Origin of the sequence: Alcaligenes sp. SORT26, from assembly GCF_017377875.1 — a bacterium.
In the GTDB taxonomy this organism is placed as follows: domain Bacteria; phylum Pseudomonadota; class Gammaproteobacteria; order Burkholderiales; family Burkholderiaceae_B; genus Alcaligenes; species Alcaligenes parafaecalis.
The window spans coordinates 1,420,569-1,437,931 of sequence record NZ_CP070975.1 but is presented as its reverse complement, the minus strand read 5'-3'; the positions used below and the strand labels follow the sequence as shown (position 1 = coordinate 1,437,931).

Genomic DNA, 17,363 nt, shown 5'->3' with positions numbered 1-17,363 from the left:
TCATGATAGCGTCATCAGAAACTATGGCGCCGCCGCCTTTGGTTCCGGTGCTGGCGGTCGTCGGAGTCGGTTTGATTGGCGGCTCTTTGGCTTTGGCGCTCAAGCGCTTTGGGGCTGTAGGGAAAGTGCTGGGTGTAGGTCGCCAGCTAAAAAGCCTGCGACGCGCCCAGGAGCTGGGCCTGATCGACGAGGTCGCCACGCTTGAACAAGCTGCCCAACAAGCAGACCTGATTGTGCTGGCTACGCCTATTGGCGCAATGGCTTCGGCACTGAAAACTTTACGTCCCCATCTGCGCGACGACACTCTGATCAGCGATGCCGGCAGCACTAAAGTGGATGTGGTCAGTGTGGCGCGTGACGCGCTGGGTGATCGTATCGGCCAGTTTGTTCCCGGCCACCCCATTGCGGGTGCGGAAACAGTAGGGCCAGAAGCGGCGCGTGCCGATCTCTATGATGGCCGCAATGTCATTTTGACTCCCCTGGAAGAAAACAGCGCCAGCGCGCGCGAACGCTTGATTGCCGTGTGGGAAGCCTGCGGGGCGCGGGTCATGTTGATGGACCCGGCGACCCACGATGAAGTGCTGGCCTCGGTCAGCCATGTGCCGCATTTTCTATCCTCGGTCTTTATGTGGCAGGTGGCCTCCAGTGCGAACTCGGATCAACGCTTCGCCTTGGCGGGGACGGGCTTTCGGGATTTCACCCGTATTGCTGCCGGTTCGCCGGAGGTGTGGCGTGATATTTTCCTGAGCAATCGCGAGGCCGTATTAGGTCAGTTACAGGAAGTACGTCAGGCTTTGGATCAGGCAGAGCAGGCTCTGCAGAATCAGGACGGCCAGGCTTTATACGAATTCTTGGAGCGCGCTGCTTTGGCGCGCCGTTTTTGGGCAAGTAGGAGTGGTTTGCAATGAGCCAGAGCGACAGTCTTGTTTTGAATCCCGTCAGTCGTGCCAGCGGACAACTGTCCTTGCCAGGGTCCAAAAGTATTTCCAATCGAGCCCTGTTGTTAGCCGCCTTGGCTCAAGGGCAAACGCGTCTGGAGGGCTTGCTGCACTCTGATGACACGCGTGTCATGATGGCTGCTTTGCAGCAAATGGGCGTGGCGGTACAGGATCTGGGGCAGGGTACGGTCGTGATTGACGGCGGTGCCCCCTTTGCACATCGCGATGCGGATCTGTTCTTGGGTAATGCGGGTACGGCCTTTCGTTCTCTGACTGCCGCCTTGGCTCTGATGGGTGGCCGCTTCAATCTGAGTGGCATTACCCGTATGCACGAGCGTCCTATCGGTGATCTGGTAGATGCCTTGCGCAGTCTGGGTGCCGATGTCCAGTATCTGGGTGCGGAAGGCTATCCGCCCTTGGCGATTGGTGAGTTGGCTCAGGCAGATCAAGGTCGGGTTTCGGTAAAAGGCTCGGTGTCCAGTCAGTTCCTGACGGCCTTGTTAATGGCCGCCCCCTTATTGACCGCCCGTACCGGACAGCCCTTGCGCATCGAGGTGGAAGGGGAGCTGATCTCCCAACCCTATATTGAAATCACCCTGGCCATGATGGCGCGCTTTGGCGTGCAGGTGGATCGGGATGGGTGGAGCAGTTTTACCGTAGCGGCTGATGCCGCCTATGTCAGCCCCGGTTTGTATGTGGTGGAAGGCGATGCTTCCTCTGCCTCTTACTTCATTGCGCTGGGAGCGATTGGCGGTGGCCCACTGCGTATTCAGGGCGTGGGAACAGAAAGCCTGCAAGGCGATATCCAGTTTGCCGATGTGGCCGAGGCCATGGGGGCTCGTATCGAGCGCCATGCCAATGAGCTGATCGTCTCGGGCCTGTGTGTGGCGCAGGGCGACAAGCTGAAAGCCTTTGATCTGGACTTCAATCACATCCCTGATGCCGCCATGACTGCCGCTGCCATGGCCATGTTCGCCGATGGTCCTTGCACCTTGCGTAATATCGCGAGCTGGCGGGTCAAGGAAACGGATCGTATTGATGCCATGCAGGCCGAGTTGCGCAAGCTGGGTGCGACCGTGGAGTCTGGCCCGGACTGGCTGACAGTCCATCCTATTGTTGCTGATCAATGGCGTTCGGCCAGCATTGAGACCTATGATGACCACCGCATTGCCATGTGCTTTTCATTAGCCAGTTTTGGCCCGGTGCCGATTACTATTCTGGACCCCGCCTGCGTCAGCAAGACCTTCCCCGAGTATTTTTCTGTTTTTGAACAATTGGTGCAGGCATGACCGAACAAACCATTCCCGTCATTACCATTGATGGTCCGACCGCTTCCGGTAAAGGCACCATTGCCTCGCTGGTGGCGCAGAAACTGGGTTGGCATACGCTCGATAGCGGGGCCTTGTATCGCCTGACAGCCTTGTCCTGCTTGCGTCATGGCGTTGATGTGCAGGACGAGGCTCAGGTCCAGCACGCTGCCCAGAACCTGAATGTGCGTTTTGACTACCCCCATATCTACATGGATGGCGATGATGTCAGCGATGCCATCCGCCAGGAAGAGGTGGGCAATCTGGCTTCGCAAGTAGCCGCCTTGCCGCTGGTGCGTGAGGCACTTTTGCAACGGCAGCGGGATTTTCGCGTTGCACCCGGTTTGGTGGGCGATGGGCGCGATATGGGCACAGTTGTGTTCCCGGATGCGCCTTTAAAGATATTTTTGCTGGCAGATGCCGAAGTGCGAGCCCAAAGACGCTGTAAACAGTTGAGCGAAAAGGGTATTTCTGCTAATCTTACGAGTCTTTTGGCGGACTTGCGTGCGCGCGACGAACGTGATCGTTCTCGAACCCATGCCCCGCTCGTGCCTGCGCAGGGTGCCCACATTGTGGATTCTTCCCAGCTCAGCATCCAGGAAGTTGTAAATAAGGTGCTCGACCTTTGGTCGGGTATTGCGGTCCCGACAGCCTAATCCCGTGCTGATCGGGCTTTGTTCACTCCACCGGGTTCTGCCTGGTGTGTTTTTTATGGCCATTTTGGCTAACGGATTGATTTAATGTCCACTAACCTTCACACAGACGCAACGGGCGGCGAAAGTTTTGCCGATTTGTTTGCAGAAAGCATTAAAAACCAAGACCTGAAAAGCGGCGAAGTTATCTCCGCCGAGGTTCTGCGTATTGACCACAACTACGTGCTGGTCAATGCTGGCCTGAAGTCCGAAGCACTGATCCCTCTGGAAGAGTTCCTGAACGATCAGGGCGAACTGGAAGTTCAAGCTGGTGACTTTGTTTCCGTGGCAATCGATGCCTTTGAAAACGGCTACGGCGACACCATCCTGTCCCGCGACCGCGCCAAGCGTCTGTCGGCCTGGTTGTCCCTCGAGCAAGCGCTTGAGTCCGGCGAGCTGGTCAACGGTACCATCACCGGTAAGGTCAAGGGCGGTCTGACTGTCATGACCAACGGCATCCGTGCCTTCTTGCCTGGTTCGCTGGTTGATCTGCGTCCTGTCAAGGACACCACGCCATACGAAGGCAAGACCCTGGAATTCAAGGTTATCAAGCTCGATCGCAAGCGTAACAACGTCGTGTTGTCGCGTCGCGCTGTGCTGGAAGCCTCCATGGGCGAAGAGCGTCAGAAACTGCTGGAAACCCTGTCCGAAGGCGCTATCGTCAAAGGTATCGTCAAGAACATCACCGATTACGGTGCGTTCGTGGATCTGGGCGGCATCGACGGTCTGCTGCACATCACCGACATGGCCTGGCGCCGTGTTCGTCACCCATCCGAAGTTCTGCAGGTGGGTCAGGAAATCGAAGCCAAGGTTCTCAAGTTCGATCAAGAAAAGAGCCGTGTCTCCCTGGGCGTCAAACAGTTGGGCGAAGATCCATGGATCGGCCTGGCACGTCGCTACCCACAAAACACCCGTTTGTTCGGCAAGGTTACCAACCTGACCGACTACGGTGCATTTGTTGAAGTGGAAGACGGTATCGAAGGCCTGGTTCACGTATCCGAAATGGATTGGACCAACAAGAACGTCGACCCACGCAAGGTTGTGACCTTGGGTGAAGAAGTCGAAGTCATGGTTCTGGAAATCGACGAAGATCGTCGTCGTATCTCCTTGGGCATGAAGCAGTGCCGTGCCAACCCATGGGAAGATTTCGCCATCAACTTCAAGCGCGGCGACAAGGTTCGCGGTGGCATCAAGTCCATCACCGACTTCGGCGTGTTTGTTGGTCTGCCTGGCGGCATCGACGGTCTGGTTCACCTGTCCGACCTGTCCTGGTCCGAGACTGGCGAAGAAGCCGTTCGCAACTTCAAGAAGGGCGACGAAGTTGACGCCGTGGTTCTGGGTATCGACACCGACAAAGAGCGCATTTCCCTGGGCATCAAGCAACTGGAAGGCGATCCGTTCAACAACTTCGTAGCCACCTACGACAAGGGTGCTGTGGTAAACGGCGTCGTCAAGTCGGTTGAGCCTAAGGGTGCTGTTGTAACGCTGTCGCTGGACGTTGAAGGCTACCTGCGTGCTTCCGAGATCTCCTCGGGCCGTGTGGAAGACGCTACGACCGCACTGAAAGAAGGTCAGGAAATCGACACCATGATCTTGAGCGTGGATCGCAAGACCCGTTCGATTCAGTTGTCCATCAAGGCACGTGATACCGCCGAAACCGCTCAATCCATGGCCCGTCTGACCGAAGCTAGCGCTTCGTCCGGTACGACCAACCTGGGTGCTCTGCTGCGTGCCAAGCTGGACCAGCAGCAACGTGACGACGGTTAATCAGCGTGACAAAGTCTGAGCTGATCGCGCTGTTGGCCAGCCGCTATCCGCAGCTGGCTCTGCGCGACATGGATTTCGCCGTGAAAACGGTTTTGGATTCAATGACCCAGGCCTTGGCCAGTGGTCAACGGATCGAAATCCGCGGGTTTGGCAGTTTTTCGCTCTCTACCCGCTCGCCGCGGGTAGGGCGCAATCCCAAGTCGGGTGAGAAAGTGATGGTGCCTGGTAAACAGGTGCCGCACTTCAAAGCCGGTAAAGAATTGCGCGAGCGAGTTGATTCTGTCTTTCTTGAGCAAGAGCAAATCGAAGCAGACGACCAGTCGTCTGCCTTCGAGCAGCTCAATGCAAGAGTCCGTCACGGTTAAGACCTACTTGCACACTGATTACACAGGCCCTTTTTAGGGCCTGTTTTGCGTGTGCGCTAAATTCCGCTTGCACGTACAATCAGACATTATAAAAACACTGTTGGAGCCCTAATAATGCGCTATCTAGTCTGGGTATTGCGTCTGCTCGTTTTTGTGATCGTGCTGCTGTTTGCACTCAAGAACACGGAGCCCGTGCAGGTCAGCTTTTTTGCCGAGCATATTATTCAAGACGTTCCACTGATCGTCGTGATGCTGGCTGCGTTCATTTTAGGCTTGGTGTTGGGACTGCTTCTGATGGTCGGTGCTGTGATGCGTCGTCGTCGCGAGGTCAACCGCTTGCGTCGCGAAATGGACCGTCTGCAAGACAGGCTGGAGCAAATGCAGCAAGCGCCCGTGAATACGGCAGCCGTTGCGCCCGAGACCGTCGCCCCCTTGGCGCCTTTGTAAGCCGTTGGAGTAAGCAGTGGATTTTGAAACCTGGTGGTTGGTTTTTGTACCAATTCTATTTGCCTTGGGCTGGGTCGCGGCGCGGGTGGACTTTCGGCAAATGATGTCCGAAACCCGTACCTTGCCGGATTCCTACTTCAAGGGTTTGAACTTCCTGCTCAACGAAGAGCCGGATCGTGCCATTGACGCCTTTGTGGAAGTGGCCAAGCTGGACCCTGAAACCACCGAGCTGCACTTTGCGCTGGGCAGCCTGTTTCGTCGTCGTGGCGAAATGGAACGTGCCATTCGTGTGCACCAAAGTTTGTTGTCGCGGGCAGACTTGCCCGTTGCTGACCGTGAAAACGCCCAGTTCCAGATCGCCCAGGACTTTTTGAAAGCAGGCATGCTGGATCGGGCGGAGGCCGCTTTTGAGGCAGTGCGCGAAACCCGTTTTGCCATTCCTGCCATGCGCGCCCTGATCCGTATTTACGAGTCCGAGCACGATTGGCCACGTGCCATTGAAGCGGTGCGCCGCTTGCGCGCCTTGGTCGACGAACCCGTGCCGCAACTGGTGCATTACCAGTGTGAGCAGGCCGAAGGGGCCTTGCAGGGCAAGCAGCCGGATTTTGATCGCGCCGCCAAAGCGCTGGATGAGGCTGATAATGCCATTCGCAAACTGGGGACTGGTCAAGGTATGTACGCATCTCAGGCTCGGGTCGCCGGTTTGCGTGCTCGCGTGGCCCGGATGCAAGGGCAGAGCGAGCAAGAGCGTGCTTACCTGGTCTCCATTTTGAGCAGTGCTCCAGAATATGTGGGCCTGTACGCCACGGAGCTGCTGGACAGCTACCGCAAGCTGGGTCGTGCTGAAGAAGGCGTTGCCATGTTGCGCAGCCATTATCAGCAGCACCCCAGCCTGGATATTTTCAATGTGCTGTTCCGTGTTCTGCGTGAACAGGAAGGCCATTTGCAGGCCTGGGCGTTTGCGCGTGATGCCCTGCGCGCTCATCCTTCCTTGTTGGGTCTGGACAAGATGCTGGAGGTCGAACTTCAGGATCAAGGGCAAAACAAAGAGGGTGTCGAGGGTGTGGATGCCGTCGGCGTAGACCAGATTATTGCAGGGGCCGATCTAAGCCTGCTGCGCTCTTTGATTCATCGACACACCCAGCGTCTGGATCGTTATTCCTGCAGTTCCTGCGGCTTTGAGGCACGCCATTTTTACTGGCAGTGTCCCGGTTGCAACTCCTGGGAAACCTATGCTCCTCGACGTCTTGAGGAGTTGAAATGATGACGTTTCCTGGTGAAGCCGTTGCTGCCAGCCGTGTGCTGGTCGTGGGCGATGTCATGCTGGATCGTTACTGGTTCGGCGATGTGGATCGTATCTCCCCCGAAGCGCCTGTTCCTGTGGTCAAGATGGGCCGCGTGGAAGATCGTTTGGGTGGTGCGGCCAACGTGGCACGCAATATCGCCGCTTTGGGTGCTCAAGCCAGCTTGCTGGGCGTGATTGGGCAGGACGAAGCAGGCAAGACAGTGCAAGATCTGGCGAAAGCCGACCATGTTCAGGCCCACTGGGTGCAAGACCCTCTGATGCCTACTTCCTTGAAGTTGCGGGTACTAGGTCGTCAGCAGCAGTTGTTGCGGGTGGACTTTGAAGAAAGCCCCGCTGACGGCGCTCTGGAGCAGCTACAGCAAAACATGAGCGACCTGCTGGATCAGCATCAGGTGCTGGTTCTGTCTGATTACGCCAAAGGGGCTTTGGCGCAGGTTGAAAGCCTGATTGCCTTGGCACGCTCGAAGAATATTCCCGTTTTGGTCGACCCCAAAGGCAAGACCTACGAGCGCTATCAGGGCGCCACTATCCTGACACCGAACCGTTCGGAAATGCAGGAAGCCGTAGGGGCCTGGAAAGATGAAGACGATTTAATGCAGCGTGCCCAGAATTTGCGTCGCAAGCTGAATCTGGAATGCCTGCTGATCACCCGTTCCGAACAAGGCATGACCTTGTTCACCGAACAGGGGCGTGAGCATGTGGATGCTCAGGCACAAGAAGTGTTTGATGTCTCCGGTGCAGGGGACACGGTATTGGCGACGCTGGCGGTAATGCGAGCCGCGGGCCTGGATTGGTTGCAGGCCATGCGCTGGGCAAACCGTGCGGGCGGTATCGTAGTCGGAAAATTGGGTACGTCCATTGTGACGGCAAAGGAATTGGCATGATCGTAGTGACCGGTGGCGCTGGCTTTATTGGCAGCAATTTGGTGAAGGGTCTGAACCAGCAGGGTGTGACCGATATTCTGGTAGTGGACGATCTGAGTGATGGCGACAAGTTCGTCAATCTGGTGCATGGCCAAATTGCTGACTATATGGATAAGGACGATTTCCGTGCCCGTCTGGCTCGGGACGAGTTTTCCAATATTGAAGCGGTTCTGCATCAGGGCGCATGTTCGGATACCACCGAGCGCAATGGTCAGTTCATGATGGACAACAACTACCGCGTGACGCTGGAAATCTTCGAGTATTGCCAGGCCAAGCGTATCCCCTTGTTGTACGCCTCGTCGGCCGCTGTTTATGGTGCGGGTCCGCTGTATGCCGAAGATCTGAGCAATGAAGCGCCCTTGAACGTCTATGGTTACTCCAAGTTCCTGTTTGATCAGGTACTGCGTCGTCATCTGGATAGCCTGCGTGCGCCGGTGGTGGGCCTGCGTTACTTCAACGTCTATGGTCCACAAGAGCAGCACAAAGGTCGCATGGCGTCGGTGGCATATCACAATATGCTGCAATACCGCCGTGATGGCCATGTGCTGCTGTTTGGCGGCTGGGATGGTTATGTGGATGGTGGTCAGCAACGTGACTTCGTCTTTATTGATGATGTTGTATCGGTAAACCTGCATTTCCTGGGTCAGGACAATCAGTCCGGTGTATTTAACTGCGGTTCGGGTCGTGCCCAGCCTTTCAATGATGTGGCCCAGACGGTCGTCAATACCTTGCGTGAGCATGACGGCTTGGCCGCTTTGCCATTGGAAGACCTGGTGACGCAGCAGTTCCTGCAATACATCCCGTTCCCGGATGATCTGAAAGGTCGCTATCAAAGCCATACGCAAGCGGATCTGACTCAGTTGCGGGCTGCTGGTTACGACAAACCTTTCCATGATGTACAGACTGGCGTGGCCGAGTATGTACGTCGTCTGCTGCAGTCGGGGGCTTTGCGCTAAGTATTCGGACGATAAAGTCCATGCGGGCTGCCACGCATGGCTAAACGCTGTCTTCCAACAGGCGTTGTGATCCCGCAGGCAGCACCATAAAGGCTTCTTTCCAAGGAGCCTTTATCATGTCTACCTGCTTGAAATTTTCCTTTGACACCCCTCGTCGCTTGTCCTTGATGCAAGGCTGGCGCGGATCTGTGCTGCGGTTCTTGCTGGCGCTATGTTTGTTAGGGCCGTTCGGGCTGGCGGCTGCAGTGGATTTGAATTCTGCAGATGCTCAGCAACTGCAGCAGATTAAAGGCATAGGCCCTCGTACAGCGGAATTGATTCTGGAAGAGCGTCAGCGTGGTGGTCCTTTTGACTCTCTTCAGGATCTGGCGGATCGCGTCAAAGGCATAGGCGCGAAAAAGATCATTACGATGGAGCAATCCGGCTTGAAAGTGGAGCCAGCCAAAGTCGCCACCAAAGCAGTTTCCAATACGGCCGACGCGGATATAAGAAGAAAGCCGTAGCTCTGGGCGTAGACTCGCTTTAAGCTAGTAGTTTGTTTAGTCTGCATGGGCAGTCAGTGTGAGCTGGCTGCCTTCTTGCTCAAGGTAAGAGATTGATCGATGAAAAATTATCCCACCATTGAAGATACCGTTGGCCAAACCCCCTTGGTGCGCTTGCAGCGTATCCCCGGCGAGTTTGGGCAGGCACGCGGTAATGTCTTGCTGGCCAAACTGGAAGGCAATAATCCCGCCGGTTCGGTGAAAGACCGTGCAGCCAGCTCCATGATTCAAGAGGCCGAGCGCCGCGGTGACATCAAGCCGGGAGACACCTTGATCGAGGCTACCAGTGGTAATACAGGTATTGCCTTGGCCATGATTGCGGCCGTGCGTGGCTACAAAATGATTTTGATCATGCCCGACAATCTGTCGCTGGAGCGTCGCGCTTCCATGACCGCTTACGGTGCCAAGCTGATTCTGACACCAGCGGATCAAGGCGGCATGGAGTATGCCCGAGATCTGGCCATGAAGATGCAGGCCGAAGGGCAGGGCAAGGTGCTGGATCAGTTTGCCAATATGGACAACCCGGCAGCTCACGTACACAGCACCGGTCCGGAAATCTGGCAGCAGACCGACGGCCAGGTCACTCACTTTGTCAGCGCCATGGGGACGACCGGCACCATCATGGGTGTAGGTAACTACTTGCGCAGCCAGAACAGTGGCATTGTGGTGGTGGGTGCACAGCCTGCGCCCGGTGCGCAGATTGCCGGTATTCGTAAATGGCCTGAGGCGTATCTGCCCAAGATTTACGATCCGTCCAAAGTGGATATGTTCGAGGAAATTGGTCAGCAAGAGGCCGAGATCATGACGCGTCGTATGGCCGCTGAAGAAGGGATCTGTGCTGGTATTTCTTCGGGTGGGGCACTGGTTGCCGCCATGCGCGTTGCTCAGCGCGTAGAAAACGCCACGATCGTTTTTATTGTGTGCGACCGTGGCGACCGCTACTTGTCTACCGGTATCTTTAATTAATTAGGGTCGCCATAGCCCATTTGTTTAGCCAGTTCGGAGGCCAGATCTGCCACCGAGCTGGCATAAAAATAACTGCGGTTGTAATGGGTAATGGCAAAGAAGTTGGGCGTACCCAGGCGATATTCTGTCGTGTTGCGCGGTTCGTCCACCAGGTTCACGACGCCTAGTTGAGCCTGCTGCCAGGGGCCAGTATTCTGGCTCTGGCCTTTTACGCTGGCTCCGGCCGCTTGCAACTGTGTCCAGTTCAGTTTGGGGTAGATGCCGCCATCGACCATGCCTTTATTGGCATTGCTAAGCTGGGCCGGGGCAAAGACTGGCAGGCCGGGCTCCCAGCCATGGGCGCGCAAGAAGTTGGCAATCGAGGCCATTGCATCAGTCGGATTATTGCGCAGGTCGATTCGACCATCGCCGTCACCGTCTACTGCATACCGTATCAGGCTGCCTGGCATGAATTGGGACATGCCCATCGCGCCAGCAAACGAACCCTGAACAATACGAGCATCCAGTTCCCCTTGATAGTGCAGCTCGATCAGGTCAGCCAGTTGATCGCGAAATAATTGGCCGCGTTCGGGGCGGCTGTCATCCGGGTACGCAAAGCCCAGGGTAAACAAGGCATCCAGTACCTTGAAGTCTCCCATGATTTTGCCGTAGACGGTTTCCACTCCCAGAATCGACACAATAATAGACGGGGGTACACCGTAGGTCTGGGAGATCTGGTCCAGGGCAAGACGGTGTTTTTGCCAGAACTGGACGCCACCCTGAATACGGGCAGGGTCCACATTGCGCTGCTTGTACGTGACCCAACTGCGCTTGATACGACCTTTTGTAGGGCGCATTAATTTGGCAGCGGTCTCGTTATATTGAGCCTGCTGCAAAATATCGGTGACCAGATCCAATGGAATCTTGCGTGCACTTGCCACTTCTTGGGCATAGGCCGCAATGTCATCGTTTAATTCACCGTTTAATTTAAAAAATTGTGTCCGTCCGGAGCGAGATTCACCGGCCTGAATGGACACCGGCTCGTCCAAAGCCTTGATGGCGACGATCGTTGGTTTTTTTGAAGAGGCTTGGGAAGCCGCGTCTTTACTGGGTTTGGAGTCCAAGGCCGGGGCTTGGGTGGTGGTTGTGGCGCAGCCGGCAGTGCTCAGCGCGATCAGTACTGCTTGCAAAATTCGAGTGGGTCTGAACATAATCCATCCTCATGGAGACACTATATTTTATCCATCCATCGTGCCATTTGCATGAGATGGGTCGATGGCATCCGGAAAGTCCGCAGCGACTCGATGCCATAAACGATCAACTGCTATCCAGCGGTCTGGCATCCTATCTGGCCCAGCGGCAAGCTCGGCTGGCGACGGATGAGGATATCCTGCGGGTGCATGATGCTGCTTATCTGCAAAAGCTCAAAGAGCAATTGCCCAAGCAGGGGTATTTCAATATCGATCCTGACACCCTGATGAATCCCTATACCCTGGAAGCGGCCTATGCCGCTGCCGGGGCGGGTCTGGATGCGGTCGATGGCGTCATGAACGAGGGAGCGACCGGTGCTTTTTGTGCAGTGCGGCCCCCCGGACATCATGCCGAACGGGCTCGGGCGATGGGTTTTTGTTTTTTCAACAATATCGCGGTGGCCGTGGCCTATGCGATGGAAAAATATGATCTCAAGCGCGTGTTGATCGTCGATTTTGACGTGCATCACGGCAATGGGACCGAACAGATTTTTGCCGGTGACGAGCGGGTTCTGATGTGCAGTTTCTTTCAGTCCCCGTTTTTTCCTGATTCCTTTCAGGACCCGGCGGCGCAAAACATGGTAAATATACCGGTTGAGGCTTACACCAAGTCTGCGCAGATTATCGATCTGTTCAAACAGCTTTGTTTGCCCCGCATAGAGGCGTTTGCCCCTGAAATGGTCTTTTTCTCGGCAGGCTTTGATGCTCACCGCGAAGACGAGATGGGACAGTTAAGCCTGGTGGAAGCCGATTATGCGGAATTGACCGAGATGGTGGTTCAAGCCTGTGCGCCTAGTGCCGGACAACGTCTGGTCAGTATGCTGGAAGGGGGGTACGATCCCTCGTCCCTGGGACGCAGCGTGGTGGCCCACATCAGGGCCCTTGCCGGGCTTTAGGCAAGTGGCTCCGGGCTTTGGAATTCTTCTAAAGCCTTATTTCAACAGAACAATTTTTATTTAAGACTGCACTGGAGAACATTACATGAAGGTGTTAGTACCCGTGAAACGCGTAGTTGACTATAACGTCAAGGTACGCGTGAAATCTGACCAAACCGGGGTGGACATTGCCAATGTGAAAATGTCCATGAACCCCTTTGACGAAATCGCTGTCGAAGAGGCCACTCGCCTCAAAGAAAGCGGTGCAGCCACTGAAGTGATCGCGCTTTCTTGCGGCGTTGCACAAAGCCAGGAAACGCTGCGCACGGCCTTGGCCATTGGTGCGGATCGGGCCACCCTGGTGCAAACCGACGCAGAATTGCAGCCTTTGGCCGTGGCCAAGCTGATCAAGGCCGTGGTGGACAAAGAGCAGCCTCAACTCGTGATCCTGGGCAAACAAGCCATTGATGACGATGCCAACCAAACCGGCCAGATGCTGGCTGCGCTGCTGGACTGGCCACAAGCCACGTTCGCCAGCAAGGTTGAAGTTTCGGGCGACAGCGTGTCGGTCACTCGTGAAGTGGACGGCGGCCTGGAAACATTGAAACTGAGCCTGCCCGCCGTGATCACCACCGACCTGCGCTTGAACGAGCCTCGTTACGTGACCCTGCCCAACATCATGAAGGCCAAGAAAAAGCCCTTGGAAACCCTGACTCCTGAAGAGCTGGGCATTGATGTGGCTCCCCGTATCAAAACGCTGAAAGTGACAGAGCCCCCAGCTCGTGCCGCTGGCATCATGGTGCCCGACGTAGCGACACTGGTCGAGAAACTGAAGAACGAAGCGAAGGTGATTTAAATGGCTATCCTTGTTATTGCCGAGCACGATAATCAGCAGCTCAAGGCTGCAACGCTCAACGCTCTGGCTGCCGCTCAGAAAATCGGCGGTGATGTGCATGTTCTGGTCGCAGGTAACCAGGCTGCTGGCGTGGCCCAGGCGGCTGCCAAAGCCCAGGGTGTCAGCAAAGTACTGTTGGCTGATGGCCCCGCATTGGCTGAAGGCCTGGCTGAAAACGTGGCTGCTCAAGTGCTGGCCATTGCATCCGGCTACAGCCACATCCTGTTCCCCGCTACCGCTTCGGGCAAGAATATTGCTCCTCGCGTTGCGGCCAAGCTGGATGTTGCCCAACTGTCGGACATTTTGTCCGTGGAGTCGGCTGATACCTTCACCCGTCCTATTTATGCCGGTAATGCGGTGGCAACGGTTCAGTCCAGCGATGCCGTTAAAGTGATCACCGTGCGTACCACCGCATTTGACGCTGTTGCCGCTGAAGGTGGTAGCGCCGCGGTTGAAGAACTGAGCGCTGTGGCTGATTCGGGCCGTTCGACTTTTGTCAGCCGTGAAGTGGCTAAGAGCGACCGCCCAGAACTGGCCGGTGCAGGTGTCGTGGTTTCCGGTGGCCGCGGTATGGGCAGTGCCGAAAACTTCAAGTTGCTGGACGGTCTGGCAGACAAGCTGGGTGCGGCATTGGGCGCTTCGCGTGCGGCTGTTGACGCTGGCTATGCGCCGAACGACTGGCAGGTGGGGCAGACAGGCAAGATCGTGGCTCCTCAGTTGTATGTGGCCGTCGGTATCTCCGGTGCCATTCAGCACTTGGCTGGCATGAAAGATTCCAAAGTGATTGTTGCTATCAATAAAGATCCAGAAGCGCCTATTTTTGGCGTGGCCGACTACGGTCTGGTTGCGGATCTGTTTGAAGCCGTGCCTGAGTTAGAAAAAGCGCTCTAAGCGTCAATCGGCCTGCTGGGGTTTCTCCAGCAGGCTTTTTTTCAGTACGTATATATCCTGGGGGCCTGATTGTGGCTTCGGTCCTTTTTGTTTCTGTGTAGGAGTGTTCATGACGTATCGTGTACCCACCCAAGACATCCGCTTTGCACTTACAGAGCTGGCTGATCTACCTGGTGTGCTGGAATTGCCTGGCTTTGAGGATTTCTCGGCCGAGTTGATCGATGCCATTATTGATGAGAACGCCCGCTTCGTTGAGCAGGAAGTAGCACCTTTGAACCGCGCCGGTGATCAGAATGGCGCCAAGTGGAATGACGGTGTGGTCACCACCACACCCGGCTTTAAAAAAGCCTTTGAAGAATTTGCAAAAGCCGGTTGGCAAGGCTTGCAACACGAAGCCGAGCTGGGTGGCCAAGGCCTGCCCAAGCTGATTGGTGCTGTGGCATGTGAAAACATCAATGCCGCCAACCTGGCTTTTTCCCTGTGTCCTTTGCTGACTGACGGCGTGATCGAAGCCGTGTCCATGGTCGGCTCGGACGAACAGAAAGAACGTTTCCTGCCGCCTTTGATGGAAGGTCGCTGGACTGGCACCATGAACTTGACCGAGCCTCAGGCCGGTTCGGATCTGGCCCAGGTTGCCAGCCGTGCCGTTCCTCAGGATGACGGCAGCTACCGTATCAGCGGTCAAAAGATTTTCATCACCTACGGTGAGCACGATATGGCCGAGAACATCGTCCATCTGGTGCTGGCCCGCACGCCTGATGCGCCTGCCGGTGTGAAGGGTATCTCGCTGTTCATCGTGCCCAAGTTCATGGTCAAGGACGATGGCTCTCTGGGTGAGCGTAACGATGTCTGGTGTGCGTCGCTGGAGCACAAGCTGGGCATTCACGGCAGCCCAACTGCTGTGCTGCTGTACGGTTCGGGCAAGGGCGATGTAGGCGAGGGCGCTGTTGGCTACCTGGTCGGCAAGGAAAACGAAGGCCTGAAGTACATGTTCATCATGATGAACGCAGCCCGTTACGCTGTGGGCGTGCAGGGTATCGCTGTGGCTGAACGTGCTTTGCAACAAGCGGTTGAATACGCGAACGACCGTGTGCAGGGTGCTCCCCTGACGGGCGGTAAAGCCGTTTCCATCGCCCATCACCCTGATGTGCAGCGCATGCTGGTTCAAATGCGTGCTTTGACTGAAGGCTCCCGTGCGCTGGCTTACTTTGCCGCCGGTGTAAATGACAAGGCACGTCACAGCGCAGACGAAAATGCTCGCAAGCGTTATCAGGCTCTGTATGAGTTCCTGGTGCCTGTGGTCAAGGGTTTCAGCACTGAAATGTCCCTGGAAGTGACTTCTCTGGGCGTGCAGGTGCATGGTGGTACGGGCTTTATCGAAGAAACGGGCGCCGCTCAGCACTACCGTGACTCTCGCATTCTGCCTATCTACGAAGGCACCACAGCGATTCAGGCCAACGACTTTATCGGTCGCAAGGTGCTGCGTGATGCAGGTGCTGTGATCCAGGGTCTGGCTCCAGAGCTGGGTGCAACCGTTGCCAAGCTGCGTGAACGCGCTGCTCAAGGCGGTGAGCACAAAGCTGCATTGAGCTTGATCGCTGATCGCCTGGAAGCAGGTGTGAAGAGCGTGGAACGTGCGGCCATGTTCACCTTGATGAACGCTCAGAAAGACCTGTCCGCGGTATTCCTGGGCAGCGTGCCATTCCTGATGCTGTCCGGTTACGTGCTGACGGGTTGGCAAATGGCTCGTGCTGCTTTGGCTGCAGAAAAAGCATTGAGCGAAGGCAATCAGGATCCATTCCTGCGCCGCAAGCTGTCGACCAGCGTGTTCTTTGCCAGCCACTTGCTGCCACGTGCCGGTGCCTTGGCTCAGTCTGTGGCGGATGGTGTGGAGCTGACTCCTTACCTGTCGACTGAACTGCTGTAAGTCGACAAGCCGCAAGGCATAAAGGCCCGCGCCGCCTCTTTGGCTGCCGGGCCTTTTTTGGGTATATTTATATAGCTTTTAATTATTTGAAACGCACTCTTTATACTGACAAAATCATCTGACTAGTCCTGATTATTTAAGTCAGTGATCTCCTAATCGCTGCTGCATTTAGAAAAGAGGAACGTAATGGCTACACTTCGTCTGGGTGACCTGGCCCCTGATTTTGAACAAAAATCCTCCGCTGGCACCATCAAGTTTCACGAGTTCTTGGGTAATAGCTGGGGCGTCTTGTTCTCCCACCCAGCCGATTTCACGCCTGTGTGCACCACCGAACTGGGCTACACCGCCAAACTGGCGGACGAGTTCGCCAAGCGCGGCGTAAAAGTCATTGCCGTTTCGGTTGACGATGTTGATTCCCACGGCAAGTGGATTGATGACATCAACGAAACCCAAAAGACCACCGTTAACTTCCCAATCCTGGCTGACGCTGACCGCAAGGTGTCGGATCTGTACGATATGATCCACCCCAACGCCAGCACCACCGTGACTGTGCGTTCGGTGTTCATCATCGACCCTGCCAAGAAAGTGCGTCTGATCATTACGTACCCAGCCAGCACAGGCCGTAACTTCAACGAAATTCTGCGCGTGATCGATTCCCTGCAACTGACTGACAGCCATAGCGTGGCTACGCCAGTGAACTGGGAAGACGGCGACGATGTGATCATCGTTCCTAGTCTGAAAGATCCTGAAGTTCTGAAGCAGAAATTCCCCAAAGGCTTTACCGAGATCCGTCCTTACCTGCGTGTGACGCCTCAGCCTAACAAGTAAGCATTAGCTGGGCCTTCGGGTTCAGATAAAAAGCCCTCGTGCCATAGCGGCACGAGGGCTTTTTTGTGGGTGTTATGGGGAGCGTGGCTGTACAGAACTACTGTATAAAGTACTGGGTGAATATGACTGTTTAGCCCCGACAATGATTCGGGAAGGCATGGCAGGTTGGGTGGGGAGTTGGCTGTGAATGGCGTCAGGACTGGGTTTCAGCCTGTCAGTGGGGTGGGCGCAACATCACTGCAGGTACTGATTGCACTAGATGCTGGTTTTAAGTACAGTACTGTATAAGAAAACAGTAAACGGAGTTAACCATGACCAGTCCAAGCCGCCATTACCGTCCTCAAGCCACACCACGTTTTCGTGGGCCAGTACGTTCTGCTGCGACATCGGGTCCGTTCACCAAACCCCTGACCTTGAAGGCCAAAGTCATGGATGTGTGTTTGGTTGCTGTGTGGGGTGCCAGCATTCCTGGCTTGTTGTGGCTGGGCAGCATGGGCGGGTTCTGAACC

Annotated in this window: 18 protein-coding genes; 17 read left to right on the top strand and 1 reads right to left on the bottom strand. The window is 55.7% G+C overall.

Annotation, left to right across the window (positions count from 1 at the left end):
- Window positions 1-23 precede the first annotated feature (23 nt).
- The 11 genes from JYG33_RS06685 (at window position 24) to cysM (ending at window position 10,209) form a co-directional block, all read left to right on the top strand.
- The gene (locus JYG33_RS06685) at window positions 24-908 is read left to right on the top strand and encodes a prephenate dehydrogenase/arogenate dehydrogenase family protein (RefSeq protein ID WP_207875761.1); all 885 of its coding nucleotides are present in this window, start codon (window positions 24-26) and stop codon (window positions 906-908) included.
- On the top strand, window positions 905-2,227 hold the full coding sequence (aroA, locus tag JYG33_RS06680) for a 3-phosphoshikimate 1-carboxyvinyltransferase (protein WP_207875211.1): 1,323 nt from the start codon (window positions 905-907) through the stop codon (window positions 2,225-2,227). Before JYG33_RS06685 ends, aroA begins: the two co-directional genes overlap by 4 nt.
- A complete protein-coding gene (gene cmk, locus JYG33_RS06675) occupies window positions 2,224-2,901 on the top strand; it encodes a (d)CMP kinase (RefSeq protein WP_207875210.1) in 678 nt (225 codons plus the stop codon). Before aroA ends, cmk begins: the two co-directional genes overlap by 4 nt.
- An 84-nt stretch (window positions 2,902-2,985) precedes the next feature.
- Window positions 2,986-4,704: a 30S ribosomal protein S1 gene (gene rpsA, locus JYG33_RS06670; protein WP_207875209.1), complete on the top strand. Its 1,719-nt coding sequence runs from the start codon at window positions 2,986-2,988 to the stop codon at window positions 4,702-4,704.
- A 5-nt stretch (window positions 4,705-4,709) separates the two neighbouring features.
- On the top strand, window positions 4,710-5,069 hold the full coding sequence (locus JYG33_RS06665; RefSeq protein WP_026482971.1) for an integration host factor subunit beta: 360 nt from the start codon (window positions 4,710-4,712) through the stop codon (window positions 5,067-5,069).
- A gap of 114 nt (window positions 5,070-5,183) precedes the next feature.
- A complete protein-coding gene (locus tag JYG33_RS06660) occupies window positions 5,184-5,516 on the top strand; it encodes a lipopolysaccharide assembly protein LapA domain-containing protein (RefSeq protein ID WP_207875208.1) in 333 nt (110 codons plus the stop codon).
- A gap of 16 nt (window positions 5,517-5,532) precedes the next feature.
- Window positions 5,533-6,780, top strand: coding sequence for a lipopolysaccharide assembly protein LapB (gene lapB / locus JYG33_RS06655; protein WP_207875207.1), 1,248 nt, complete (start codon window positions 5,533-5,535; stop codon window positions 6,778-6,780).
- Window positions 6,777-7,706 carry a D-glycero-beta-D-manno-heptose-7-phosphate kinase gene (gene rfaE1, locus JYG33_RS06650; protein WP_207875206.1) on the top strand — a complete coding sequence of 310 codons (930 nt, stop codon included), beginning with the start codon at window positions 6,777-6,779 and terminating at the stop codon, window positions 7,704-7,706. The genes lapB and rfaE1 overlap by 4 nt, the downstream gene beginning before the upstream one ends.
- Window positions 7,703-8,701 carry an ADP-glyceromanno-heptose 6-epimerase gene (gene rfaD / locus JYG33_RS06645; RefSeq protein ID WP_207875205.1) on the top strand — a complete coding sequence of 333 codons (999 nt, stop codon included), beginning with the start codon at window positions 7,703-7,705 and terminating at the stop codon, window positions 8,699-8,701. Before rfaE1 ends, rfaD begins: the two co-directional genes overlap by 4 nt.
- 116 nt (window positions 8,702-8,817) lie before the next feature.
- Window positions 8,818-9,204, top strand: a complete 387-nt coding sequence (locus tag JYG33_RS06640) for a DUF655 domain-containing protein (RefSeq protein ID WP_207875204.1) — start codon at window positions 8,818-8,820, stop codon at window positions 9,202-9,204.
- Window positions 9,205-9,303: 99 nt separating this feature from the next.
- On the top strand, window positions 9,304-10,209 hold the full coding sequence (gene cysM, locus JYG33_RS06635; protein WP_207875203.1) for a cysteine synthase CysM: 906 nt from the start codon (window positions 9,304-9,306) through the stop codon (window positions 10,207-10,209).
- On the opposite strand, the gene mltB is transcribed toward cysM, so the two are convergent.
- The gene (gene mltB, locus JYG33_RS06630; RefSeq protein ID WP_207875202.1) at window positions 10,206-11,399 is read right to left on the bottom strand and encodes a lytic murein transglycosylase B; all 1,194 of its coding nucleotides are present in this window, start codon (window positions 11,397-11,399) and stop codon (window positions 10,206-10,208) included. The two genes, cysM and mltB, sit on opposite strands and share 4 nt — an antisense overlap.
- A gap of 56 nt (window positions 11,400-11,455) precedes the next feature.
- Here mltB and JYG33_RS06625 point away from each other — a divergent pair, with 56 nt between their 5' ends.
- The 6 genes from JYG33_RS06625 (at window position 11,456) to JYG33_RS06600 (ending at window position 17,360) form a co-directional block, all read left to right on the top strand.
- A complete protein-coding gene (locus JYG33_RS06625) occupies window positions 11,456-12,334 on the top strand; it encodes a histone deacetylase family protein (RefSeq protein WP_243430289.1) in 879 nt (292 codons plus the stop codon).
- An 85-nt stretch (window positions 12,335-12,419) separates the two neighbouring features.
- Window positions 12,420-13,169: an electron transfer flavoprotein subunit beta/FixA family protein gene (locus tag JYG33_RS06620; RefSeq protein ID WP_009456000.1), complete on the top strand. Its 750-nt coding sequence runs from the start codon at window positions 12,420-12,422 to the stop codon at window positions 13,167-13,169.
- Window positions 13,170-14,099, top strand: coding sequence for an electron transfer flavoprotein subunit alpha/FixB family protein (locus tag JYG33_RS06615; protein ID WP_207875200.1), 930 nt, complete (start codon window positions 13,170-13,172; stop codon window positions 14,097-14,099).
- 109 nt (window positions 14,100-14,208) lie between these two features.
- Entirely contained in the window at window positions 14,209-16,026 is a 1,818-nt protein-coding gene (locus JYG33_RS06610; protein ID WP_207875199.1) for an acyl-CoA dehydrogenase, read from the top strand.
- A 186-nt stretch (window positions 16,027-16,212) separates the two neighbouring features.
- Window positions 16,213-16,854, top strand: a complete 642-nt coding sequence (locus JYG33_RS06605) for a peroxiredoxin (RefSeq protein ID WP_207875198.1) — start codon at window positions 16,213-16,215, stop codon at window positions 16,852-16,854.
- A gap of 311 nt (window positions 16,855-17,165) precedes the next feature.
- Complete coding sequence (locus JYG33_RS06600; protein ID WP_207875197.1) at window positions 17,166-17,360, top strand: hypothetical protein; 195 nt, start codon at window positions 17,166-17,168, stop codon at window positions 17,358-17,360.
- The last annotated feature ends 3 nt before the right edge of the window (window positions 17,361-17,363 follow it).